20 protein-coding genes and 1 pseudogene are annotated in these 22,499 nt (G+C 39.7%); 7 read left to right on the top strand and 14 right to left on the bottom strand.

All coding sequences use genetic code 11. The annotated features are described in order from the left end of the window. Positions 1-182: 182 nt before the first annotated feature. The 3 genes and pseudogenes from RTK36_RS12685 (at position 183) to nrdG (ending at position 3,034) form a co-directional block, all read left to right on the top strand. On the top strand, positions 183-2,474 hold the full coding sequence (locus RTK36_RS12685) for an anaerobic ribonucleoside triphosphate reductase (RefSeq protein WP_334308128.1): 2,292 nt from the start codon (positions 183-185) through the stop codon (positions 2,472-2,474). Then, a pseudogene (locus RTK36_RS16505) lies at positions 2,431-2,529 on the top strand (hypothetical protein); the annotation flags it as partial. The gene RTK36_RS12685 and the pseudogene RTK36_RS16505, both read left to right, overlap by 44 nt. A 1-nt stretch (position 2,530) precedes the next feature. Continuing rightward, entirely contained in the window at positions 2,531-3,034 is a 504-nt protein-coding gene (nrdG, locus tag RTK36_RS12690) for an anaerobic ribonucleoside-triphosphate reductase activating protein (protein ID WP_312047614.1), read from the top strand. A gap of 242 nt (positions 3,035-3,276) precedes the next feature. Here nrdG and RTK36_RS12695 read toward each other — a convergent pair whose 3' ends face one another. Together RTK36_RS12695 and RTK36_RS12700 are read right to left on the bottom strand one after the other, a co-directional pair. Next, a complete protein-coding gene (locus tag RTK36_RS12695; protein WP_312047615.1) occupies positions 3,277-5,238 on the bottom strand; it encodes a HAMP domain-containing sensor histidine kinase in 1,962 nt (653 codons plus the stop codon). Continuing rightward, positions 5,235-5,933 (bottom strand): response regulator transcription factor, encoded by a 699-nt coding sequence (locus RTK36_RS12700; protein ID WP_312047616.1) that lies wholly within the window; start codon positions 5,931-5,933, stop codon positions 5,235-5,237. The genes RTK36_RS12695 and RTK36_RS12700 overlap by 4 nt, the downstream gene beginning before the upstream one ends. A gap of 196 nt (positions 5,934-6,129) precedes the next feature. Between RTK36_RS12700 and RTK36_RS12705 the strand changes: the two genes are divergently transcribed. Then, positions 6,130-7,359, top strand: coding sequence for a glycosyltransferase family 2 protein (locus RTK36_RS12705; protein ID WP_312047617.1), 1,230 nt, complete (start codon positions 6,130-6,132; stop codon positions 7,357-7,359). 74 nt (positions 7,360-7,433) lie between these two features. Here RTK36_RS12705 and RTK36_RS12710 read toward each other — a convergent pair whose 3' ends face one another. Both RTK36_RS12710 and RTK36_RS12715 read right to left on the bottom strand, forming a co-directional pair. Then, the gene (locus RTK36_RS12710) at positions 7,434-8,567 is read right to left on the bottom strand and encodes a DUF2812 domain-containing protein (protein ID WP_312047618.1); all 1,134 of its coding nucleotides are present in this window, start codon (positions 8,565-8,567) and stop codon (positions 7,434-7,436) included. Between the two features lie 245 nt (positions 8,568-8,812). Further along, a complete protein-coding gene (locus RTK36_RS12715; RefSeq protein ID WP_312047619.1) occupies positions 8,813-9,238 on the bottom strand; it encodes a Fur family transcriptional regulator in 426 nt (141 codons plus the stop codon). Between the two features lie 162 nt (positions 9,239-9,400). Here RTK36_RS12715 and trmL point away from each other — a divergent pair, with 162 nt between their 5' ends. Further along, entirely contained in the window at positions 9,401-9,889 is a 489-nt protein-coding gene (gene trmL, locus RTK36_RS12720) for a tRNA (uridine(34)/cytosine(34)/5-carboxymethylaminomethyluridine(34)-2'-O)-methyltransferase TrmL (protein WP_312047620.1), read from the top strand. Between the two features lie 131 nt (positions 9,890-10,020). Here the strand turns inward: trmL and RTK36_RS12725 are convergent, their stop codons facing one another. The 4 genes from RTK36_RS12725 to RTK36_RS12740 all read right to left on the bottom strand — a co-directional run bounded on the left by RTK36_RS12725 (position 10,021) and on the right by RTK36_RS12740 (position 15,869). Beyond that, complete coding sequence (locus RTK36_RS12725) at positions 10,021-11,055, bottom strand: PocR ligand-binding domain-containing protein (RefSeq protein ID WP_312047621.1); 1,035 nt, start codon at positions 11,053-11,055, stop codon at positions 10,021-10,023. A gap of 339 nt (positions 11,056-11,394) precedes the next feature. Continuing rightward, complete coding sequence (locus tag RTK36_RS12730; RefSeq protein ID WP_312047622.1) at positions 11,395-11,685, bottom strand: hypothetical protein; 291 nt, start codon at positions 11,683-11,685, stop codon at positions 11,395-11,397. A 213-nt stretch (positions 11,686-11,898) separates the two neighbouring features. Beyond that, positions 11,899-13,014 (bottom strand): aminotransferase class I/II-fold pyridoxal phosphate-dependent enzyme, encoded by a 1,116-nt coding sequence (locus RTK36_RS12735; RefSeq protein WP_312047623.1) that lies wholly within the window; start codon positions 13,012-13,014, stop codon positions 11,899-11,901. Between the two features lie 197 nt (positions 13,015-13,211). Next, positions 13,212-15,869, bottom strand: a complete 2,658-nt coding sequence (locus RTK36_RS12740) for a calcium-translocating P-type ATPase, PMCA-type (protein WP_312047624.1) — start codon at positions 15,867-15,869, stop codon at positions 13,212-13,214. A gap of 113 nt (positions 15,870-15,982) precedes the next feature. Between RTK36_RS12740 and RTK36_RS12745 the strand changes: the two genes are divergently transcribed. After that, positions 15,983-16,567: a manganese efflux pump gene (locus RTK36_RS12745; protein ID WP_312047625.1), complete on the top strand. Its 585-nt coding sequence runs from the start codon at positions 15,983-15,985 to the stop codon at positions 16,565-16,567. Positions 16,568-16,674: 107 nt separating this feature from the next. Beyond that, positions 16,675-16,941 (top strand): hypothetical protein, encoded by a 267-nt coding sequence (locus tag RTK36_RS12750; RefSeq protein ID WP_312047626.1) that lies wholly within the window; start codon positions 16,675-16,677, stop codon positions 16,939-16,941. A gap of 230 nt (positions 16,942-17,171) precedes the next feature. On the opposite strand, the gene RTK36_RS12755 is transcribed toward RTK36_RS12750, so the two are convergent. The 6 genes from RTK36_RS12755 to RTK36_RS12780 form a co-directional block, all read right to left on the bottom strand. Next, on the bottom strand, positions 17,172-17,402 hold the full coding sequence (locus tag RTK36_RS12755) for a helix-turn-helix transcriptional regulator (RefSeq protein ID WP_312047627.1): 231 nt from the start codon (positions 17,400-17,402) through the stop codon (positions 17,172-17,174). Continuing rightward, a complete protein-coding gene (locus RTK36_RS12760) occupies positions 17,403-17,744 on the bottom strand; it encodes a DUF6442 family protein (RefSeq protein ID WP_312047628.1) in 342 nt (113 codons plus the stop codon). It abuts the gene before it with no gap. Positions 17,745-17,915: 171 nt separating this feature from the next. Then, a complete protein-coding gene (locus tag RTK36_RS12765; RefSeq protein ID WP_312047629.1) occupies positions 17,916-18,680 on the bottom strand; it encodes a MerR family transcriptional regulator in 765 nt (254 codons plus the stop codon). Between the two features lie 318 nt (positions 18,681-18,998). Continuing rightward, positions 18,999-20,954, bottom strand: coding sequence for a TRAP transporter permease (locus tag RTK36_RS12770; protein WP_312047630.1), 1,956 nt, complete (start codon positions 20,952-20,954; stop codon positions 18,999-19,001). 115 nt (positions 20,955-21,069) lie between these two features. Further along, positions 21,070-21,531 carry a DUF1850 domain-containing protein gene (locus tag RTK36_RS12775; protein WP_312047631.1) on the bottom strand — a complete coding sequence of 154 codons (462 nt, stop codon included), beginning with the start codon at positions 21,529-21,531 and terminating at the stop codon, positions 21,070-21,072. Between the two features lie 45 nt (positions 21,532-21,576). Then, positions 21,577-22,499: TAXI family TRAP transporter solute-binding subunit (locus tag RTK36_RS12780; protein WP_312047632.1), on the bottom strand; the 923-nt coding region annotated here is incomplete at its 5' end.

Here is a 22,499-nt window from a genome sequence, read left to right on the forward strand (position 1 = left end):
CATGAAATTCACCAAAATTCATTTTTCAAAAAACCCTTGACGGTGATTTCAGAAAGGTCTACAATATGTACGACTAATCATATTGTAAAATCTATATATTGTGTTTTTTACAGTCCAAAAACGGATTCAAATAATTCAGGGAATATGAATAAATGCAATAAAAATTGAAAGGGGTATTCCTTATGATAACAAGCATTAAAAAACGTGATGGCAGAACTGCCCATTTTGACATTAACAAAATTGCCAATGCCCTAGAAAAATCTTTTCAAGCAACTGTGGGAACAAAAGACTATAGCACTTGCTTGGCTCTTGCCCAAGAGGTGTCTGATACCTTTGAAAAAAATGACATCACCGCTCCATCCGTTGAGCAAATTCAGGATATGGCAGAAAAAATTTTGATAGAACATGGTTATGTGCTAACTGCAAAGGCTTATATTTTATATCGTGCTGAACGCACCCGCGTGCGCAATATGAACGATAGATTAATGAAAACCTTTGAGGATATTACTTATAAAGAGGCAAATGACAGTGATATCAAAAGAGAAAATGCCAATATTGACGGAAATACCGCCATGGGCTCTATGTTGAAATATGGCTCTGAGGGAGCAAAGCACTTTTATGAAAGCTATGTTTTAAACCCCGCCCACTCCGAGGCTCATAGAAACGGAGATATTCATATTCATGACTTGGATTTTTATACCTTAACCACAACCTGTTGCCAAATTGATTTAATAAAGCTTTTTGAGGGAGGCTTTTCCACAGGACATGGTGTTTTAAGGGAACCCAACGATATTGCCAGCTATGCTTCATTAGCATGCATTGCCATTCAGTCCAACCAAAATGATCAGCATGGCGGCCAGTCCATTCCCAATTTCGACCGTGGTCTTGCTCCCGGCGTGGCTAAAACCTATAAAAAACGTTACCGCTCAAATTTTACATCCTTTGTGGAAATTTTAGCTGGCCCTGAATTGAGTAAGGCAGCATCAGAAGCCTTTATCCAGTTGGAAGAGAAAGGTCTATATCCTACACTGGATGAAAATGCTCAGTTTAATGCAGCAGAAGAAGCATTGCTTATAAAAGCAGGAATTGCCCCCGAAATTTATCAAAAGGTAAAAGAATTTGCCTCAAGAAAAGGTACGGAAGAAACGGATAAAGCCACCTATCAAGCTATGGAATCCCTGTTACATAACTTAAATACCATGCACAGCCGTGCAGGCGCTCAAACGCCATTTTCCTCTGTAAATTACGGCATGGATACCTCTACTGAGGCACGTATGGTAATGAAAAATATGCTTTTGGTAACAGAAGCCGGCCTGGGAAATGGGGAAACGGCCATCTTCCCCATTCAAATTTTCCGTGTAAAGGAAGGTATTAACTTTAATCCCGGAGAGCCAAACTATGATTTATTCCAGCTTGCCTGCCGTGTCAGTGCAAAGCGTTTATTTCCTAATTTTTCTTTTCAGGATGCACCATTTAATCTGAAATACTATAAGGAAGGGCATCCCGAAACTGAAATTTCTTATATGGGATGCAGAACACGGGTAATGGGCAATGCTTATGATCCCACCCAAGAGGTAACCCCTGGGCGAGGCAATTTAAGCTTTACCAGTATCAATCTTCCCCGGATAGCCTTGCTTGCCAATAAAAATATTGATTGGTTTTTCAAAGAACTGGATAGCAAAATTGATTTGGTTGCCGCCCAACTTTTAGAGCGATTTGAAATTCAGGCAAAGAAAAAGGTACATAACTACCCCTTTCTAATGGGAGAAGGCGTTTGGATTGGTAGCGATAAGTTGAATCCCAACGATGAAGTACGAGAAGTGTTGAAAAACGGAACCCTTTCCTTAGGGTTTATCGGCTTAGCAGAAGCCTTAAAGGCTCTCATAGGCGTACACCATGGTGAAAGCGAAGTGGCACAGAATTTAGGCCTTGATATCGTTAGTCATATGCGTAGACGATTAGATGAGTATGTAGAAAAAACAGGCATGAACTTCTCTCTGTTGGCAACTCCTGCTGAAGGTCTCTCCGGTAGATTTGTCCGCATGGATCAGGAAAAATTCGGTTCCATTGAGGGCATTACGGATAAGGAATATTACACAAACAGCTTCCATATTCCTGTTTACTACCCCATTAGCGCCTTTAAAAAAATCCAGTTGGAAGCACCTTATCACGATCTTACCAATGCAGGACATATTACTTATGTGGAGTTGGATGGTGATCCCAGCAAAAATACAGATGCCTTTGAAAAGGTAATTCGTTACATGAAAGAGCAAAATATCGGCTATGGTTCTATCAATCATCCCATTGACCGAGATCCAATCTGTGGTTATACAGGTATCATCGGGGATACCTGCCCTAAATGCGGAAGAAGAGGAAGGCCCTATGGGTTTCCACCGTATCCGCCGTATCACAGGCTATTTGGTAGGAACCTTAGAACGCTTCAACAATGCAAAGCGTGCCGAGGTTGCAGATAGAGTAAAGCACTCCTTGGTTACTGACATAAAAATGAGTACAAAGAAGGATTTATAATATGGAAATCAGATTAAGTGGAGTTGTAAATGACTCAATTGTAGATGGCCCGGGAATACGCTTGACTGTTTTTACCCAAGGCTGTCCCCATGGCTGCCCCGGTTGTCATAATATGCAAACCCATGATTATCACGGGGGGTATGCGGGAGATACTGACCTAATTCTATCTGCTCTAGCGGAAAATCCTCTACTGGATGGAGTTACCCTATCTGGGGGTGAACCCTTAGATCAGCCTCTCGCCTGTAAACATATCGCCCAAGGAGCCAAAAAGCTTGGGTTAAATGTTTGGGCATATACAGGCTACCTGTGGGAGGACGTTTTAGAAAAAGGGAATCCTGAAACCCTTGAGCTTTTAGAGCAAATCGATGTGCTCGTTGACGGACCCTTCCAAATGAACCAAAGGTCTTTGGAGCTTTTGTTTTGCGGCAGTAAAAATCAACGTATAATCGACGTGAAAAACTCCCTTAAAACAAAGAATTTGGTTCTTTGGAACAAGGTAGAATAATATAGGCTAATAGAAAAGGGAGAATCCTTAGGATTTTCCCTTTTTTAAATTCTTTTCTTTCTATGAATAGAACAAACTGTATTTTTTCAGCCCTTCATTCAGACTAGTGTAGGCATCCTTTTTTTATTTACATAAAAATCCAGCACCCTTTTTATGTTCTCTATTTTTTAAACTTCACTTCGTATTATAAATTATGCCCACAAAAAAGGCCCTCTTTCCAAATTTGGAAAGAAGGCTTTTTTTTATACTTTATCTAGATTTATCTTTTCTGTAGTTTGATTTATTTCAGTTTCTTCTGATTCATGAATTTCTTCTTCCTTCGGCCCTTGCTGTTCAGGTGCCTTTGCTAAGGGGTACTGCACAAAAGCTTTGAATAAATCACCGTCAATGGAAAGAGTAAACTTCCCTTTTTGTAAATCCACCAAACTTCTTGCAATGTTTAACCCCAACCCACTCCCCTCTGTAGAACGGGAGCTGTCACCACGCACAAAGCGCTCCATCAATTCATCAGGGGCCACATTCAGCTGTTCTCTTGAGGTATTCTTTATAGAAATCAACGCAAAACTTCCCTTTTTAGAAAGTTGAATATAGACCCTTGTTCCCGTTTGGGAATACTTGCAGGCATTGCTTAAAAGATTACTCAATACACGCCAAGTCAAGTTTCCATCTACAATACCATAAATGGGTTCATTCGCAGTAATTACCACCTCAAGGTTCGCCTTTTCCAGTTTTTCCTCATACTCCGCCACAGCCTGATGTACCAATTCACAAAGGTCAGTGGGCAACAAATGTGCGGAAATATTCCCAGTGGATGCTTTGGAAGCCTCCACCAAATCCTCTGTAAGCTTTTTCAGCCTTCTGGATTGACGATCCAGAACTTCTAGATATTCCTGGGCCTGCCCAGAAAGTTTTTCCTTTTTTAGTAAATCCACATAGTTAATAATAGACGTCAAAGGTGTTTTAATGTCGTGGGATACATTGGTAATCAACTCTGTTTTTAGCCGTTCACTTTTGATTTTTTGTTCTATGGCTATTGCCGCTCCCTTAGACAGGCTGTTTAAATTGTTGCCATGTCTGCGGAAAACCCGAAACATCCTAGAGGTGTCAACCTTATAATCAAGATTACCGTTGGCCAGCTGTTCCCCTGCCTTTTTTAACTTTTGCAGCTGATTGGAAACAGAAAGCACCAAAACCAAAATAATACAGTTTACGATAAAAACTGTCCCGCTACTATTTGAATTTGATAAATAAATAAGGGAAATAAACACCCATGCTGCAGCATATTTCCATGTCATAGGCAAAGCTGTGATAGTATCTTTGAATGTAACAAATACAGCCCCTGTAAATTTCCATCCAATGTGAAAAAACCAATAAGTAATAGAGTTTCTCCACCATTTCCCCATTTTCAGCCGTGTAGCAATAGTCATTAAAGAAGCTATCCCCAAAACGAGAAGATAAGCCAAAGCGCCCAGCAGCAACATAATATCGCTGAATTGATCAAAGGGATAAATAGATTCTATTCCATAAATAGGCATTGCTGCCAATGAAGCAATCCCAACGAAATAAATTTCCAATGGGATGCGATCCTGAAGATTTGGCGTAATTTCATCCGTTTTTCCTCTATGCCCCGCTGCACACATTAAATAAATTAGAGTGGCTAAAAATGTCAACACGCTTGCTAGTGCTAAGATAAGAACTCCCATGCGGAATTTATAGGTTATGCCATAGAGCCTGTACGTCAGCGTATAGTTATCCGAAGCCGTGATAGGCGATTTTACATAGGCCTCCAGCTTGGTATCCATAGGCTCATCATAAGAAACCCATTCTCCGTCCACAGTATATTCATCATAAACATAAAAATCGTAGGTTTCTTTAAATCCAACTTCCTCAGGGATATTTCCTTCAGTTATTTTTTCACCGCTTGGGGTATAAATTTCAAATCCAAAGTTTGTACTCCTATTTTCAACCCACCCTTTTAACTCTGTTGGATTATACCGATACAAGTCCATGATTTCATCGGCATATTGATTGGTAATCCATTTACACCAAGGCGTGTCATAGTAGGATCGTGGGTTTCCGCTGTAAAAACCACTTTCACCCCCAACAAAAACTGCGGCTGAACTGATAAAACTCAACATCCCGGAAATAACCACAAGAAACAAGGCCAGCACTTTAAACCCTAGATTGTGGGTGACCTTCGTCATTCTTTAGCCTCCTTTTCGATTTTGTAGCCAAGCCCCCAAACCACCTTCAAATAGCGGGGTTCCGAGGGATTGATTTCAATTTTTTCTCGCAGATGACGAATGTGAACCGCAACAACACTGCCAGAACCATATGCATCCTCATTCCAAATTTGTTCATAAATTTGTGTCGAGGAAAATACTCGTCCTGGGTTTTCCATGAGGAGCTTCAAAATATTATATTCACTAGGGGTTAGGGAAACCGGCTCGCCGTCAACGGTAACTGTTTTGGATTCATCGTCTAAATCAATCCCTCCAATGACCAAATGGGACGCTTTTTTTGCCATTCCTCCCAAGGAAGTATATCTCCTTAGCTGAGAACGCACCCTTGCCATCACTTCTATGGGGTTAAACGGCTTTGTGATGTAATCGTCTGCTCCAATATTCAGTCCCAAAATTTTATCGCTGTCCTCACTTTTTGCGGTAAGCAAAATAATGGGAATATTGGAGGATTCCCGAAGCTTTGCTGTAGCCGCAATACCATCCATCTGAGGCATCATAATGTCCATCAGAATCAAATGGATATCGTTATTTTGCACCACCTGCAAAGCCTCTTTCCCTGTATAAGCAGTAAAAATCTTATAATTCTCTGTGGAAAGATAAATGGATAACGCAGAAACGATGTCTTTTTCATCATCACAAATTAAAATATTGTACATGCCGTACACCTCCGTCATTCTGTAAATTCATTGTATAAAAAAGCCCTTAAGAATCAAACAGGAAATCATTTAATTTTCCTTTAAGATTGGATATTTCGGTATTATTAAGATTTTTATTAAGTTCTTCTTAAAATATATACCCTATAGTAGTATTAGACAATAAGAAGTTGAAAATCCTGAAAGGTGGTACATAAAAGTGGACGAATTATTTTGGATCGCATTGGCCCTTGGAGCAGTGCTGAAACTAATCAGCCTATATTTCGGTGGAATTGCCTGCTTTGCTTTTAAAAAAGAAGTACAGTATCCTTCTGCAAAAAAATTGCGAAGATTTGCAGTCCTTACCGCTGCAAGAAATGAGGAAGCTGTAATTGCAAACTTCATAGAAAGCGTTCAAAAGCAAAACTATCCCGTTGAATTATTTGATGTATTTGTGATTCCCAATAACTGTACAGATAACACTGAGCTCATGGCAAAAGCTTACGGTGCAGAAATTATACACTGTTCTTTTCCCGTTTCCTGTAAGGGGGATGCATTACAGCAGGCTATGATGCAGTTAAGAAAAAAGGGATATGACGCCTTTTGCGTCTTTGATTCAGATAATATTGTAAGTCCCGACTTTTTATCCAAAATAAATGATGCATTTGATGCTGGAGCAAAGGTGGCAAAGGGACGTCTTTTGGCAAGTAACCCCCACGCTTCTTGGGTTTCTGGTTGCTATAATATCTATTTTAATCTTTTCCATCTGTTTTTCAATAAGGCAAGAGGCGCCTGTGGCCTTTCTGCCAAACTGGTAGGTACAGGCTTCGCCGTACATAAAGATGTTTTGGAAAGCCTAGGCGGATGGAATACCACAACCATTGCTGAGGATGCGGAATTTTCTGCCCAGTGTGCCCTCTTGGGTGAACGTGTTTGGTGGGTTCCTGATGCTGTTACCTATGATGAACAGCCTGAATCCTTTCGGGTATCCTTGTTGCAGCGCCGTCGGTGGTGCAGTGGTATCATGCAGGTAGGAAAACTGCATTTCAAACCTCTCCTGCAACGTGTTATCAAACCTAACGGTGTTTACGCCGCAGATTTCACCATGTTCTTAATGGGAGCATTTGCCCAAGCCCTATCCATACTACCCTTGGGGCTTACCCTTTTAGCCGCAATTTTTGATGGAAAAGAAGGGATTTTCAATTTCGCTCAAGCCATGGGAATCTACTTCTTGCTCTATTATACCTTAATGTGTCTCATGGCAACAATACTTACCCTGTATCAGGAAAAAAGAGTATTTCCAAAGGAAATGCGCTCCGCAATTTTATTATTCCCGATTTTTATGGCATCATGGATTCCTTTGCAGGTTATCAGCCTGTTCCGAGAAACAAAAAGCTGGAAAGAAATTCAACACAATGGAAAAAGTAAAGATACAATCCCCACAGCTTAACATAAAAAAACGGCAGAAAACAAGTCTGCCGTTTTTTTTGCCTATCAACAAGTTTTACATGAACTAACATAGCATTATAGCATTTTAATAAAATTATCTATATAGTTGGAAATGTCCAAATCTCCCTGATATGTAATTTGTAAAATTTTATTATCTTTTAATAAAAAGACACGGGTGTGTCCCCCAGGTTCCGATATCCATGCCTGGTCTACCTCTTCCCACTCTATTTTTTTCGTATTGTAATATTCCATCAAACCCTCAAGGGTTTGATCTCCTAATGCTTGAAACCTAAGCTCATAGTAATATAAGTCTAAACTTACCTCTACAACTTTTTTTATTTCATTATCATCATATTGTATTTCCCCCTCTTGTTGAATTACATACTGAATGGGGGCTAAAAAAGTGGAGCTTTTATTCATATGTTCATAAGTATCGTCATATTTCCTATCTCCTTGAACTGTTTCAATCTCCTCTAAGGTTACATAAGGAATAGAAATCTCTTCTTTTGTAATTCCTTCAGCCATGTTACCTTCTGTCGCTATGGCAAGCAATGGTATAAATAAAAAAATAAACATAAGCCCATTCAAAACCGTTTCTATCCGAATCCATTTTGTTGAGGGAATATAGGGTGAATCCAATTCCTCTCTGGATTCTAAGCTCATCAACTTTTCTTTTACCAGCTTATACGAACGATATTCTCGGTTTAACCCAATCAAATATAAAAATGCTGTCAAAATATATGTATATCCAACATATTGCCCTTTACCCATAATATAGTCCTCTAAATGAACATAAATAAGAAAGAGCTGCATTCCACCTAATACTAGAATCCCTAATAATGAAAGAAAAAAATTATTTCGCTTTTTTACCTTCAGCTCTTCATAAATTTCCTGCTCTTTCTCCCTTGAGAAAGGAATGACTTTGGGATATTGTGTGGCAATTGCAAAAACGAAAAGCAATTTTTGATACGTGGCTACATAATGCCAGCCTTCTGCTTCAAAAAGCTCTTTCATCTCTCGGGGAGGCTCATCTTCATCATACACCGTTGGTATTATGCGATATTTTATTTTCTGGCAATCTCCATCCTCAAATACCGCCTTTCTTCCCGAAAACGATTTCAAAATCAGGCCCTCTTCTCCCATCTGAGAGAGCCATTGTTCCATCGTTGTAGTATCATACATATTAACAGGTATCAATCGTTTTACCATGAGAACCTCCTCAGAGTTATAAAATCTAAAATAATTCTTCTATACTATAACAAATTTATCCAATTACTGTCAAATTAGCTACAAATATTCATAAGCTGAACTAAATTTTTATTACAAAAAAGCAGATAAATCCCAAGACAATACAGTCATTGGAATTTATCCGCTTTATTTGAATTAAACTTAAAGAATGGGCTTTTTCGGAGTTCTATGCCTTTGAGCATTCACTCAGCGGTTCAATTTGAACCTTAAGCTTCAATCTTATTTTTTCTGCATTCCCCACATACTCCATATAGAATTAACTGCTCACAATTTACTTGAAAATCCAATTCATCTTCAACTCGTTTATGAATTTCAGTCAATTCATCTAAAAATAAATCTTGTACTTTTCCACACTGTGTACAAACTGTATGGGGATGGCATTTTACAACTGCATCGTAGCGAGAGCTACCCTCTCCAACATTTAGCTCCTGAACCAACCGAAGCTGCTTAAAGTAATCTAAGGTTTTATAAACCGTAGCCAAGCTCATGGTCGGATTTGTAGGCTCCAAAGCTCTGTAGATGGTTTCCGCATTAGGATGCTCTGTGGATTTTAACAGCATATTATAAACCGCAATACGCTGAGGCGTTACTTTTAAACCTTTTTCTCTTAAAATTTGTGCTGTCTCTTTCATAATCAAAACCCCTAAGCGATAACTATTTTTATTTAATAGTAATATACAAGAAGTAATTAGTCAATAGAAATATTTCTCAAAAAGGAAAAACTCGTACCATCTATTGTTTTCAGTTTTTCTTTATGCTACAATTTGAAACATATGTGAAAGGAGGAACGCAATATGCACATCGTACTATTAGAGCCTGAAATACCCCAAAATGCAGGAAACATTGCAAGAACCTGCGCAGTAACCAATTCTGTTTTGCACTTAATTAAACCCTTGGGGTTTTCTGTTGATGATAAATATTTAAAAAGAGCCGGCCTAGATTATTGGGATCTTCTTGATATTCGCTATTACGAAAATTTTCAAGACTTCATGGATAAGAATCAAGGAATCCGCCTCTGGATGGCTACCACCAAGGCCAAACATGTCTATTCTGATGTTCAATATCAAGAAAATGATTATTTTATGTTCGGGCGGGAAAGTGCGGGAATTCCCGAAGAAATACTTATGGCACACGAAGCAGGAACCATTCGTATTCCTATGCTGGAGGTGGCAAGGAGCCTAAACCTGTCAAACTCTGTGGCAATCATCATATATGAGGCTTTGCGCCAGCAAGGCTTTAAAGGAATGCTTACCCAGGGCCAGCTCCACCATCATAGTTGGTAAACAAACGCGCAAAAACACCCATCGCCAAAACAGGCGATGGGCTAAAGTTACGCAAGATAAATCCACACCACATTGAAAGCCCCTGTGGATGAATCCTTTTAGCTTCTCATTTCAACTAAAATCCTTTTGAATTATCTAAACAGCCCTTCTAAATTCTTTGCAATCACCACGGATCTTTGAACCATTTTTTCTAAATTAGTCATATCTGTGCTTTGCCGTTCAGAATTTTCCAAGCTCATATCAGCATCTTGGATGGTGTGATTAATCTTCTCTCGAATTAAACCGTTTAAAACATCAATCTTAACAACCGTTTCATTGGAGCTTTCGGAAAGGGTATGTATTTCCTTTGCTACCACCGCAAATGTCTTTCCATCATTGCCTAATCTGGCTGCCTCAATGGAAGCATTTAATCCTAACAGCTTTGTTTGACTTATTATTTTTGCAATAGACTTCAAAACATCGGAAACCTCACGGGTTACCTCACTCACCTCTGTAATTTTTTGGGAAAGCTCATTTTGGTTCGCCGACATTTCGTGTGCAGAATGAGTTAATGTTTCAATGGTTTTAGAAATCTCCATAAAGTTTACAGCAAGTTCCTTGGTCAATACCTCTATTTCCAATCTATTGTAACCATTGTCTGCCAACGCATTTACAACAATATATAAAACCTCTGCTGCAGCTTGAATATTTTTCATAGGAATAACATCGATTCTATGGGATGCCGACCACAGTTCCTGTTCACTTAGGTTTAACTCTCTGGCTGTTTTCTTTACAACCTCTTCTTTAGGAGGGTTATCTAAAATTTGTCCTCCCAACACAGTTCCGATATGCCGTCCCTTGACTACAATTGGACAGGCAAAGTCAATTAAGTTTGCATGGCAAGAACCAACATAAGGTTTTCCCAGTTTTACTGCCTTCATTCCCATTTCATTATGACACTTGGCGCATCTGGCATCACCAACGGAAGACATATGTACGTAATTACTGCAAAAGTCTCGGTAGTGACTTGGGGATGTAATTTCTCTTCCCTCTCGATCAACCGCTACTGCAGCACAGTTCATACCCAATGCAAAATTGTCTAAAAAATTCTGCAAAATGTTAATGTTAATAATATCTGTTACTTCAAGCCTGTCCAAACTAACGATCCCGTTTACCATTTCTATCATACCCATGCCCCCTAAAATTGCATTAAACTACAATTATTATATTTTTATACCTATCCAATTCTATGGTATCACTGCCATTTCTACCTGTCAATGTGGTAATACACCAATTTCCAACAACGTCAACTTTATAAAAAATGCTTTATTTTGTTAATAAAATAAAAAACTCAAAAGATGTTTTTAGTAAATAGATGCAATTTTGTCTATTTTTTATCAAAAATAATTATAAACTTCAAAAATCTCCAAAAAATATGCTCTACCTTCGTAATTTTGCCAATTTACAGCATTATTGCACAAAAAACCCCAAATGATTTAAAAAATTAAAATCATTCGGGGTGATTTTTATTTCTTATTCTTTTCCATTCCTTCTATTGATGCAAGAAATTCATCGTAGGTATCTCCCCATTTCTTTCTGGGTTCTGTGGCACCAATACAGCCGTCTTCCAAGTCAGACAAATATCTTGCACCTTGCTGATAAATTTCCCCTACAGTAACACTACAACCTAATTCCGTGGATAATTCGCAAAGAGCCAATTCGGGATCCTTTGCATTTCTTGTTTGTAATATTCTTTTTCGCAAATCGCTATCTTTCCTTGCTTTTTCCAGCAATTCAAATAATCCATCCTTTAACATTTCTTTCGCCTCCTTTTTTCTCAGTATTTCCAGAGAAAAACAGGAACATACTGAAAATTCCTGTAAAAATTTATAAATTAAAAAGGATATCCTTAAGAATACCCTTTTACAATGCCAACAAATTCATCTTTCAATCCAGTTCGAGAGTAATTTTTTGGCCATTTCCTCAGCTTAAAATTAAAAACATTCAGCTTAAAACGGTTGCTTTTATTATTAAGATATCAATCCATTTGCTTTGGAGATTTCTTCAATCGCGTTAACCACCAAATCCAAATCCTCTTTTCTATGTCCCGCTGATATCATAAACCTCAGTCGTGCCGTTCCCTTGGGCACCATAGGAAATTTTATGGCTTGAGCAAAAACGCCCCTTTCAAATAACTCCTGACTCATTCTATCAGCCAACCCTTCCTCCCCAACAATGACGGGGATAACTGGAGTCACTGTCGTTCCCATATTTAACCCCAGCTTGGTTATGCGGTTTGCAAAATATTCTCTGTTTTCCCATAATTTATCCACATAGGATTTATCCCGAGAAATTATTTCAATTACTTTTAAAGCTGCTGCTGCAAGGCAGGGTGCCATAGGGGAAGCGGTAAAAATAAAGCTTCTGGCCTTAGGACGCAATGCATCAATTAACTCTTTTGAGCCTGCTACAAATCCTCCCGCTGAACCAAAAGCCTTAGACAAAGACCCTGTTTCCACATACACCCGGCTTCGCAGTCCAAAATGATCTACCGTCCCTTTTCCCATTGGTCCCATCACACCATCGCCATGGGCATCATCCACCATGAGCATCGCCCCGTATCTGTCTGCCAAATCAGCAATTTCAGGAAGGGGTGCTAAATCTCCATCCATACTAAATACACCATCAGTGACAATTAATTTTTTTCCTGTTACAGGTTCTTTTAAAATCCCCTCCAGGGAACTCATATTTTTGTGTTCATACACCTTAATTTGGGCGCCGGAAAGCCTGCACCCATCTATAATACTCCCATGATTTAGTGCATCACTGTAAATAACATCACCCTTGCCTACCAAAAAGGGAATTACCCCTGTGTTTGCCGAAACACCGCAGTTAAAAACCAGTGTTGCCTCTACCTCCTTAAACTCTGCCAAGGCTCTTTCCAAAGCATCGTGAACTGGAAAATTTCCTACAATATTTCGACTGGCAGTGGGCCCCACTCCATATTGATCTAAGGCATCCTTTGCCGCCTGTATTGCTTGGGGGTGGCTGGCGAGGCCTAAATAATTATTTGATGCCATGTTTATCACTTCTCGTCCATCCAATTGAATACGTGCCCCTTGGGGACTATTAACTGTTCTGTACATTTTCTTTCCCCTTTCTTTTTCATTTGTAATACCAGAATAATGATTGCTTTTTTCTCATAAAAGCATATGTTTCTAGTATTATAGCAAATCCAACTTTAAGAAACAACAAAGACAGCAATGAAAAGCCAATTTCCCTTAATAGCATCCTAATAAAAACAAGCTTGAGAACCATTCCCAAGCCTGCTTTAATTCACATATTATAACAGAACATATTCTTTTTTCTGCCTTCTGCGTTCCAATTTCCTGTCTTTCCATTTCTCCAATTCCACAATAGGCAAAGGCAAACATGCCAACCCTGCAACAATGAGCCATTCCCAGATACCCAAGGGAGTAACCTTAAACACTGTAGCCAAAGGCTGTACCATAATGACCCCCACTTGAAGTACTATACCAATCAGAAATGCTCCAACCAGCCATGTGTTTTCAAAGGGTCGAATAGAAAGTAAGGAATGCTCTGAGCGCATATTAAATGCGTGAATCAACTGAGAGATAGAAAGAACTGCAAAAGCCATAGTTCTCCCCGTAACATACATTTTTTCATCATCAAAATAGATATGTCCTATAGCAAAGGCCAGCAATGCCAACATGCCAATCATCATACCTTCAACCATGATTTTACCGCCTAAGCCGCCGCCAAACAAGGTGCTCTCTCGCTGTCTGGGGGGACGCTCCATACAATCTCCTTCCACAGGATCCATGCCTAACGCAATGGCCGGCAAAGAATCTGTCACTAAGTTTACCCAAAGCAACTGTATTGGAAGCAAAGGTGTTGCCCAGCCAAAGCACATTGCCGCAAAAATAGTTATAATTTCGCCAATATTACTGGACAACAAAAAATGAACAGCTTTACGAATATTATCGTAAATCCCTCTTCCTTCTCGCACGGCTTCTACAATCGTGGCAAAATTATCGTCGATCAAAATCATATCTGCGGCACCCTTTGCAACTTCCGTCCCACTTTTTCCCATGGCACAGCCAATATCCGCTGCCTTTAATGCCGGCGCATCGTTTACACCGTCTCCTGTCATGGCAACTACACTGCCATCCTTTTGATATGCTTTGACAATACGTACCTTATGTTCAGGGGCAACCCTTGCAAAAACTGTACAATGAACTGCCGCTTCCTCTAGCTCCTCATCGGAAAGCTTGCTCAACTCCTGCCCCGTAATACAGGTATCTCCTTTTTCATAAATACCCAGTTGAGTGGCAATGGCCTGCGCCGTTAAAGCATGGTCACCTGTAATCATAACAGGACGGATACCCGCTTTTTTGCAAAGAAGTACTGCCTCTGCCACCTCTGGCCTTGGTGGATCAATCATTCCTGCCATACCCACAAAAACCATGTCACATTCAATGCTATCCACCTTTGATAAATCCGGTTTCTTCCCCCATTCTCGAAATGCTACAGCAACCACCCTTAAGGCACCTGCCGCCATTTCCCCGTTTTGCATGCGGGCCTTGCTTTTTTTACTGCTATCAAAATGCACTTGATTATGCCCATCTAAACATTTATTACAGCGCTCAAACAAAATATCCGGCGCCCCTTTGGTCACTGTCATCCAAGTTCCATCCCCCATGGCGTGGAGTGTAGTCATCATTTTGCGCTCCGAAGAAAAAGGGATTTCCCCTTCTCTTGGCATTTCCCGTTGTACCTCCTCAATGGCGATACCGCCTTCCTCCGCCGCTTCGGCCAATGCACGTTCTGTTGGTTCCCCCACAAGTTTCTCCTTCTGTCTGTGACAATCGTTACAAAGAGAGAATAAGGTAAGAATTAATTGCCTTTTTTCATCATCTTTTTTCTTGCCATAATCAGCAAGCTTTACTACTTTCATTTTGTTTTGGGTTAAGGTTCCTGTCTTATCAGAACAAATCACGGATGCACTGCCCAAGGTTTCCGCTGCAGGCAAACGTCGAATGATTGTATTTTTCTTAGACATCCGTTGCATTCCAATGGCCAAAACAATGGTTACAATAGCAGGCAGACCCTCGGGAATTGCAGCAACCGCTAAACTAACAGAGGTCATAAACATGCTAAATGCCGGTTCTTGGCGCAATAGTCCCATGGCAAAAATAACTGCACAAATAACCAACGCCCCCATGCCTAAGGTTTTGCCTGTCTCTCCCAGTTTTTTTTGCAACGGTGTTTCCTGATCCTCTTGCTCAGCCAGTAAGTTTGCAATTCTGCCGATTTCTGTATCCATACCTGTTGCAACTGCAACAGCTCGTCCGCTCCCCCCCAATACGAAGCTTCCCGAAAGCACCATATTCTTGCGATCACCCAACCCAGTTTCCTTTGGGAAAATATTGGTCTCTTTATCCACTGCCAATGACTCCCCTGTAATGGCACTTTCCTCTGTCTTTAATCCACGAGTCTCAATCACCCTTCCATCGGCACATATGTATCCTCCTGTTTCAAGAAGCATAATATCTCCAATTACAACATCTTCTGCAGGAATTTCCGTGCGAATTCCACCCCGAAGCACTACCGCTTTTGGCGCAGACATTTTCTTTAATGCCTCCAAAGCCTTTTGGGCTTTGCTCTCTTGAATCACGCCCAATAAAGCGTTTAAAACAACAATGGCAATAATAATAATGGAATCAATAAATTCTTTTTCCCCATTTAAATAAGATACTCCAAAGGAAACAGCTGCAGCCACCAATAGCAGCATTATCATAAAGTCATTAAACTGGGCAAAAAACCTTCTGACAATGCCCGCATTTGTTCCCTCCTGATGAAGAAGATTCTTACCTTTTTCCAACAGCCTTTTTTTCGCCTCCTCTGAGGAAAGCCCATTTTCCAGGGATGTCCCCAAAGACTGACCTACTTCCGTTGATTCTTTATTCCACCAATCCATATGCTCACACCCGTCCTTTGTATTTTTATCGGTTTGTCCTCTTTTTCATATCTATGTGGTCATGCCCAAAAAAATTCCTCCTGCATACTATGTAAATCAGGAGGTGTTTCCTTATGTTGTTTAGTTTGCTCCTTGCCTTTTCACTTAGCATAGATGCTTTGGGCATTGGCATCTCATACGGATTGCGTCGTATCACATTCCCAGCCGCATCCAAATTTTTATTAGCATTGGAAACTTTTTTGATGATGGAAGTATTTATTATAGCAGGACGCGGGCTTGCACTGTTACTTCCCTCCGCCACGGGTGAGACCTTAGCGCCCTGTTTCCTACTTCTGTTCGGTCTATGGCTTTGCTTACAAGGGTTTCGGAAGGCGAAAGAACCGCCATCACCCTTGGCATCTGTTCATCAGCCTTCTGTTTGCGATAAAGACGCATCCCAAACTTTAGATCCTAAGGAGACCCTCCTCCTTGGTTTTATTCTCTCCCTGGATTCCTTGGGCGTTGGTATCAGTGCGGCGGCTTCTGGCATGGAAATCGGCAAGCTCCCACTGTTTTCTGCAATTTTCCAAGTTGTTTTCCTCTCCCTTGGAGCTTTCTTTGGCAAGAAGCTAACAAATACCGAAAAAATTCGTGAGAACCTTTGGACTACGCTATCCGGTGGGATTCTTATTTTTATCGCAATCCTACGGCTGCTATGACTCCCATTACTTTCCAAGATCTTCATATGGAAAGAGTACCCTCTAAAATGCCAAGGTTTTCATCCCCCCAAAATCATGATATACTGATTAAAACGGAGGTGATTGTAATGTTTACGTCTTTTAACAGTCTTGCCATATATTCCGCCCATTCTTTGGAGGAACAGGGACTAATGCGCCAATTGCTAGAGCAAGCCGGCATCGAATATTCTGTGTCTGCTGTGGATACCCATGCACCCAAAGGGATATATCCTGCCATCACACCTGAGCTTTTGCTGACACAGGAAATTGACTATGTTTTTTATGTCCGTAAGAAGGATTTTGATAGAGCAAAGGCCCATATCCAATCAAATTGGCATTGGGAAGAAAATATTTGATGAAGTAAAACTTTCCTGCTTAAAATATGAAACTTCGCAGAACGCTTATAATAAGGGAAAGGGGATTTTTCCCCATCCTTTTGCAGCATAATTTTTAAAATGAAAAAAGCCCTTAGCACCGTAGAAGATTTTTCTTCCCGTCGCTGCATGGGGCTTTTTTGGTGTCTAACCACTGACAGATTCTAATTTCGTATTACTAAGAAGAATCTAAATCAAGGCATCAAATTCATTTACATAAAATAGAATAACTCTTCAAACTTCTTATCCAAAGCAATACAGATAATCAGGGCTAATTTTGCCGTAGGATTAAATTGTCCTGTTTCAATCGAACTAATTGTATTCCTGGAAACCCCAACCATATCTGCAAGCTGTGCCTGAGACAGCCTTTTCTCCAGTCTTGCTTCCTTTAATCGATTATAGAGTATCAACTCTACTTCCTGACCATCCTTTGTCTTTTTCAATTATGTCCACCCCATGCCACTGGCAATAATTGAAATCAAACAAGCGACAGCACCAGTCGTTTCTAGAAAAGCTGCAATCAAGATTGATTTTCGATGGCGGTCATAATAATATGTGGTTATACTCTGCCCGCTTGTGCCTATCAAAAGTGCCAATACAAAAACCCTATAATCGGCGAATGCCGTGCCTAAAATGAGTTTTTGCACAAACAACAAAATACTTAAAATCGAGAAAACTAGGGTTACTGCAACATATGCATTTTCATTGGCCGTTTTTCCAATCAATAGATCTCGTTCATCTTTGTTTTCATTTCTACTTCTCGCTAAAACTTCTTCCTTATTCATTGTCAACACCATCCATCATTTTTTGCCAAGTAAACTTGGTAACTTTATTATATCATGCCAAGTAAACTTATCAACACCTATAAATTATTGTTTGAAGTTGACTTTCAAAAAACTCCTTGAAAAATACTTTCGCTAAACCCTACATTCCATGTTGAACGAATGTATAAGGCATTACAGTTTTTCAATCCAGTATACCCCTGCTTTATTTAAAAACGCAGCGCAGCCCCTTACTTCACTGTCATAATAGGCAGTAAAGCGCTCATCCATTACATACATATCAACAATGCCCCGATGCCTTTGTTTAGAATAGCTTTTGCAAGTCATACACAACCATTCTTTATGCAAAAGCACAATTTGTTTGCCCTCTTGACTTTCAGGGGACATCCCTTTGGTCACTGCCGCCTTTAATCTCCCACGAATTTCCCCCTCCAATGCTTTAAATCTCCCATAATCTTCCTCTGTCATATCTTTCATCTTTTGTGTGGATTCTTCCATCGAGGCATCTCCGTACTTCTCGCGCACTTCCTGCCCGTATTTCTCCTCATTTTCCTGTATTAGCTTTTCTTTCCACATTTCAAAACGTTCCTGATCACTCATTATTCTCTCTCCTTTTTTTGCTGAAATTGTCTTTTTCACAATGGAGATTAGGCCTTCTAACCTTTGCTTCTGATTTTCAAGCTCTTCTAAATGGTTGTGCAAGGCAAAAAGGATATCAAAATCTTTTTCATAAACAATGCTTTTAATTTCCTCAAGCCCAAAGCCTCTTTCCTTATAAAAAAGAATTTGTTGTAATAATTCAACTTCCTTTTCTCCGTAAAATCGATAACCAGCCTGGTTGGTGCGCAAAGGAAAAAGTAAACCAATCTCATCATAATATCGCAGGGTTCGGGCACTTACCCCTGCCATGTCTGATAGTTCCTTTATGCTGTACTCCATAAGACCACCTCCCTTTGTAAGAATAGAATACCTCTTGACGTAGCGTCAAAGTCAATTAGAAAAATAAAAAAATAAAATAATTTCAATGGTAATTTTATACATATCATACCAACACTCTGCAAAGCCGGATACTACTCTATCTATTTATACATTACTTTTTTTATATTAAACAACCCTCTTGTAATAATTAAGTTCAAACCCATTTATATATTGTACCCAAAGTCTCTTTGTAAAAAATGCTTTTGCAATACTAAACCCTCGTTATATGTTCACTAAAAAAACGAGTGGCAAAAGCCACCCGTTAAAAATCACAATATATTAAACCGCTGTTTTTAGATTCTTTTTATTTCCAATCAATTGCATTATAACAATAACAGCGATTGCCGAAATCCCAACAACATCCGTTAAGGCACCTGGATGAATCAATAACAACCCACATGCGATACAAAGCACGCGGATAATTAACTTTAGGTCCTTAAACATATAGCCAATCATGCCTGCCGCAATAGAAAACATACCAATGAATGAAGTGATGACCACCTGAATCACCTGTAATGGTGTTGTATCTATAAACAATAGCGCTTGATTATATGCAAATACATAGGGAATAATGAACGCTGCAATGGCAAGCATAGTTGCATTAAATGCCGTCTTCATAGGATTTGCACCAGCAATTGCTGCACCGGCATATGCCGCCAAGGCTACAGGAGGTGTAATATCCGCAACAATACCAAAATAGAAAACAAACATATTTGCAGCAATGATATTCATATTCATGCCTGTGATTAAAATCGGCGCACATGTTGTAGCCATAATAATATAATTCGCCGTGGTTGGAACGCCCATGCCTAAAATAATGCAACAAACCATTGTTAACATTAGGGCAATAAGCAAATTATTTCCTGCCACAGATACAATACCAGAAATAAAAATTTGTCCCAAACCAGTCATACTTACAACACCAGCAATGATCCCTGCCATACCGCAAGCCGCGGCAACCGATAATGTACCCTTGCCGCCGTTCTCCAAAGCATTGAAAAAGCCATTTACCGTCATTCGATGCTCTTTATTAAACATACTAACTGCAATGGCAACTAATGTTGCAAAAATTGCAGAACGGGACATGGTATATCCATCAATAATCATATAAACCAAAATAACCAAAGGAAGAAGCAAATAGATATTTTTCACCAAGTGGCTAAACTTTGGTAATTCATCCTTGGGAACTCCCATTAATTTCAGCTTTTTTGCCTTAAAATGAACCATCAAGAAAATACCTGAAAAATATAGGAAAGCGGGTAATATAGCCTTCTGAATAATGCTGGCATATTCCACCCCACACATTTCAGCCATCAAAAACGCCGCTGCACCCATAATAGGAGGCATAATCTGACCACCGGTAGAAGAAGCCGCTTCAACTGCTCCTGCAAATTCGGGTGGGTAACCTGTTTTTTTCATCATAGGAATTGTAATACTACCAGTTGTAACTGTATTCCCTACAGAACTGCCGGATACCATGCCGCACAAAGCACTGGAAATAACAGCTACCTTTGCAGGGCCACCTGAACTTGCTCCGGCGATTGAATTCGCACACTGAATAAAGAAATTAGATATTCCCGTTGCCTCCAAAAATGCACCAAAAATAATAAATAGCACAATAAACGTAGAACATACCCCAATAGGCACTCCAATTACACCCGTAGTTGTATAAAACAAATTATAAATAATTCTTCTAAGTGGCAGACCGCTGGAAAAAGCATAAATTACAAATCCCGTAGCCACAAGAATAATTGGAATACCTGTTACACGGCGACAAGCCTCTGTCAATACCAATATACCAATGATACCCAAAATAACCTCTAGCTGGCCAATTCTTGTTGCCTTTTGCAGGATTTCACTGAAATTTACCACATAGTAGAAAAAGCTTCCAGAACCAGCAATGCCTAATATCCAATCATACCAAGGAATATGATTCACTTTTTGTTGTGAACCTTTTTTTCTTGGAAAAATAGTAAATATCAGTAGAATTACCATTCCCAAAAATAAACAGCGTCTAATCTGTTCACCCCAGTTTACAAATAGGTTCATATAAACCATAAATAATGCAAATCCAATGAGCATACATCTAACAATGATTTTAGGGATGCCCTCAAAATGACGGGTATTAGCTTCTCTATCATACTTTTTCATAACAGCTTCCAAGTCCGCACCTTTTACTTCATTGTGGAACGCAGCTATTTCTTCCAAAGATATTTTCTCTTTCTTTTTAAACACGTTTTTATCCTCCTCCTTTTTATTCTAGCATACCCAGAGAACCTAAATGGACCTTTGGGCTGAGTTACAGTTAGTCGGCCCTCTGTCTCAAATAATATCCGTTCTCTGTACTTTGCTACTTTGTTCCTTTTGCATAGGAAAAAGAAACCGTTCTTTCCTCACCACAAAGCTGACGCAGGCTAACTTCCTCTCCATTAATCAGTAAAATGTGATCATATACAGGGCTTACATTATAGGAAAGATCGGCAATGGGCTTATCAATATCGGAAATAATCATAGAACCATCTTTTCCGTAGGTTAATGTCTGCCCTTCTTCCAACTCTGTCTGTACCCCTGCACCGAAATTATAGTATACCGTTTGATATACAACAATTCCTCCATTCTCAATTCGATACCGGTCTTCAACCGGAGATTTATTCACAGAATGTTTGAATCGCACAGAAAATTCCCCGCCTTCTTCCATGGGGTAACTTACGAGAATCTTGCCTGTTCTCCCGTTCCGCAATATCAGGCAATCTTCTGTATGGTTCACATGAAAAATAGCAGTTGCAATAATAACAACTATTATTGCAACCACTATACCAACAATCTGCTTGAAACTGAACTTACAGCCCTTTAACAATTAGCTCTTAACACCAATCTCTTTAAAGTATTTTTCAGCACCGGGATGGAATGGAACGGAAATTCCCTGTACTGCTAAAGCTGGATCCAATTCTGCAAATTTTGCATTGCTGCTTGCCAGTGCATCCTTGTTTTCAAAGAGCGCTTTGGTCAGTTCGTAAATTGTATCTTCTGACGCATCATTTGCAGCAATCAAGGTTGCACGAACACTTAATGTTTGAACATCGTCTGTCACGCCATTATAAGTTCCGCCTGGAATGATCGTTTTTGTATAGAAAGGATATTGTTCAATTAATGCTGCTGCATGTTCATCATCAATAGTTAATAAATTGATGTTCTTAGAAATAGCTAAGTCAACTACAGCAGTGGTAGGTGCACCTGCAGTAATAAATGCAGCATCAATCTTGCCATCTTTAATAGAGTCAGCGGCATCACCAAAACTGCCATTTACTTTATTGATGTCCTTATTAATGTCAATGCCGTAAGCTGCCAAAATCTGTGTAGCATTAAACTCAACACCACTGCCTGCGTCACCAACGTTTACTGTTTTTCCCTTTAAATCAGCAATGCTGGTAATATTGGAGCCTGCAATAATTTGGCATGTCTCATCATAAATACCTGCAACTGCAGAAAATGTTTCAAATTTTCCTTCTGCCGCAAAAAGGTCAGTTCCATTGTATGCATAGTACATTACATCGTTCTGAACGATTGCAATATCAGATACTTTATCATCAATATCTAGAATATTAGCCTTGGATGCACCAGTGGAAACAACCTTCAGATTCACGTTTTCCATAGCATTATTTAATACCGTAGACATTGTTCCGCCAACTGCATAGTAAGTACCAGTGGTGCCACCGGTGCCTAATGTCAGTTCAACCGTACCACCTGCAGGCTTATCAGCACCTGTGTCCTCAGCAGGCT

It is taken from the genome of Anaerotignum sp., from assembly GCF_031981185.1.
Classification (GTDB): Bacteria; Bacillota; Clostridia; order Lachnospirales; family Anaerotignaceae; genus Chakrabartyella.

What these genes read in the sequence shown, in the direction of transcription:
- RTK36_RS12700 (WP_312047616.1), bottom strand. Translation starts at nt 5,933, where the DNA reads ATGTACAATATTTTAATTTGTGATGATGAAAAAGACATCGTTTCTGCG.
- RTK36_RS12695 (WP_312047615.1), bottom strand. Translation starts at nt 5,238, where the DNA reads ATGACGAAGGTCACCCACAATCTAGGGTTTAAAGTGCTGGCCTTGTTT.
- RTK36_RS12685 (WP_334308128.1), top strand. Translation starts at nt 183, where the DNA reads ATGATAACAAGCATTAAAAAACGTGATGGCAGAACTGCCCATTTTGAC.
- RTK36_RS12710 (WP_312047618.1), bottom strand. Translation starts at nt 8,567, where the DNA reads ATGGTAAAACGATTGATACCTGTTAATATGTATGATACTACAACGATG.
- RTK36_RS12740 (WP_312047624.1), bottom strand. Translation starts at nt 15,869, where the DNA reads ATGGATTGGTGGAATAAAGAATCAACGGAAGTAGGTCAGTCTTTGGGG.
- RTK36_RS12765 (WP_312047629.1), bottom strand. Translation starts at nt 18,680, where the DNA reads ATGGAGTACAGCATAAAGGAACTATCAGACATGGCAGGGGTAAGTGCC.
- RTK36_RS12715 (WP_312047619.1), bottom strand. Translation starts at nt 9,238, where the DNA reads ATGAAAGAGACAGCACAAATTTTAAGAGAAAAAGGTTTAAAAGTAACG.
- RTK36_RS12750 (WP_312047626.1), top strand. Translation starts at nt 16,675, where the DNA reads ATGTTTACGTCTTTTAACAGTCTTGCCATATATTCCGCCCATTCTTTG.
- RTK36_RS12745 (WP_312047625.1), top strand. Translation starts at nt 15,983, where the DNA reads ATGTTGTTTAGTTTGCTCCTTGCCTTTTCACTTAGCATAGATGCTTTG.
- RTK36_RS12760 (WP_312047628.1), bottom strand. Translation starts at nt 17,744, where the DNA reads ATGAATAAGGAAGAAGTTTTAGCGAGAAGTAGAAATGAAAACAAAGAT.
- RTK36_RS12725 (WP_312047621.1), bottom strand. Translation starts at nt 11,055, where the DNA reads ATGATAGAAATGGTAAACGGGATCGTTAGTTTGGACAGGCTTGAAGTA.
- RTK36_RS12735 (WP_312047623.1), bottom strand. Translation starts at nt 13,014, where the DNA reads ATGTACAGAACAGTTAATAGTCCCCAAGGGGCACGTATTCAATTGGAT.
- nrdG (WP_312047614.1), top strand. Translation starts at nt 2,531, where the DNA reads ATGGAAATCAGATTAAGTGGAGTTGTAAATGACTCAATTGTAGATGGC.
- trmL (WP_312047620.1), top strand. Translation starts at nt 9,401, where the DNA reads ATGCACATCGTACTATTAGAGCCTGAAATACCCCAAAATGCAGGAAAC.
- RTK36_RS12730 (WP_312047622.1), bottom strand. Translation starts at nt 11,685, where the DNA reads ATGTTAAAGGATGGATTATTTGAATTGCTGGAAAAAGCAAGGAAAGAT.